2 protein-coding genes are annotated in these 1802 nt (G+C 50.8%); one reads left to right on the forward strand and one right to left on the reverse strand.

The window, feature by feature from the left end:
- The coding region (locus NZ772_18390; protein MCS6815526.1) for a thiamine pyrophosphate-dependent enzyme at positions 1–735 on the forward strand (735 nt) is incomplete at its 5' end.
- A gap of 41 nt (positions 736–776) precedes the next feature.
- Here NZ772_18390 and NZ772_18395 read toward each other — a convergent pair.
- Positions 777–1721, reverse strand: coding sequence for an AEC family transporter (locus tag NZ772_18395; protein ID MCS6815527.1), 945 nt, complete (start codon positions 1719–1721; stop codon positions 777–779).
- Positions 1722–1802: the final 81 nt, after the last annotated feature.

Here is a 1802-nt window from a genome sequence, read left to right on the forward strand (position 1 = left end):
TTACGTGAACAAGGGCAGCCTGCTGATCCAACCTTCACTCGTGACTGGTTAGACTGCATTGATCGTTGGCGTGAAGACTATCCCCTGGAGGTTCCTCACTATGCTGACAGTATTTCACCCCAAGAAGTTATTGTGGAAGTTGGGCGGCAGGCTCCTCATGCTTATTACACTACAGATGTGGGACAGCACCAAATGTGGGCGGCTCAATTCTTGAAAACTGGTCCCCGTCGCTGGATTTCTAGTGCAGGTCTAGGCACCATGGGCTACGGAATGCCTGCGGCTATGGGAGTTAAGGTAGCGCTGCCTTCAGAGCAAGTGATCTGTATTAGTGGCGATGCTAGTTTCCAGATGAATATGCAGGAGTTGGGCACCTTAGCGCATTACCGTCTAGATGTAAAAACCGTGATTATCAACAATGGATGGCAAGGCATGGTGCGCCAGTGGCAGCAAACTTTCTATGGTGAACGCTACTCGGCCTCTAACATGGAAGTAGGAATGCCTGATTTTGTCAAGTTGGCTGATGCCTTCGGGATTAAGGGTATCATGGTCGATTCTCGTGATGACTTGCAGGCAGCGATCGCCGAGATGCTTGCCCATCCAGGGCCTGTGCTTTTGGATGCTCACGTTACTCGTGATGAAAACTGCTATCCCATGATTGCCCCCGGCAAGAGCAACTCGCAAATGATTGGGTTAAAGGAGCCGAAACGGCTACGGACTCGAAATGTCAGCGTTTGAGGCAGATCAGTTCTTGGCCAGTTCTTGTGATTCCTTAACTGTTAGCCTAACAACCAAATCCAGAGGGGAATTGTTGCTAGAAGACCGATCGTGGTCAGGGTAATAGTACTAGTGGCCAAGGCTCGATCTAGGTCATACTCCTCTGCCAAAATCAGGTTGGCGAAGGCAGATGGTGTGCCTGCCATGATGGCAAACCCAAGCACCGCAGGTTGCGGTAACCCCATGAGGAGCATAATGATTGCCAGCACCAGCGGCATAACCACAATTTTATTCACAGCCGGAATAATGGCTAGCTGAAAACTACGCCATCCCTGTAACTGACCAAGGCGCATTCCCATTAAGCAGAGTGCGCAGTAGATCACAACCTCAACACAGCTATCTAGCGCGGCATCAACCCTTGCAGGCAATGCGACGGATTGAGTAGCAGCACCGATAATGCAAGCCCATAGGGGTGGTGCCGTCAGTACGTCACGCAACTGCTTCCACCAGCGACTTTGTTGAGAACTATGCCCAAAGTAGCTGGCCAAAAATACTCCTAGACCATAGGTACCAACCAGGTTATGCATCACAGCATACAGAACAACCCAGCTAGTGTAAGGTTCTCCTACTAGCGCTGGGGCGATCGCTAAGCCCACAAACCCCGTATTTCCGATTGCCGATGAGAGTACAAAGCTCCCTTGATAGGCTCGGTTGTTGCTACTAACGCCTACTAATGAAGCGGGTAACTTTGGCTGCAGCCAAAGCCCTATTAAGGCAGCCACAACACCTATACCCAAAGCCATCAGCATCGTGAGAGGGGCAATCGCGATCGTCACAGAAAAGGTCGAATGCCGCGCCAAGGCTAAAATTTGCAGCGGCACCCCTACCCAATACAGTCCTCGCCCTAAGAAACGTGGTAGGGCGCTAGGTAGAAGTCGTGCTAAACAGACCCCTAATCCTGTCCAGACAATTAGGGAACCATAGGTGTTAAGCAGCGTGTCTGTCATGGGTTACTCCATAACCTCAATGCCTTGAATCCGCCATTGTTCGTCCTGCCGAACTAGCTTATATTGAACCCGCAAGGTACG

The organism is Cyanobacteriota bacterium (assembly GCA_025054735.1).
Taxonomy (GTDB): domain Bacteria; phylum Cyanobacteriota; class Cyanobacteriia; order SKYG9; family SKYG9; genus SKYG9.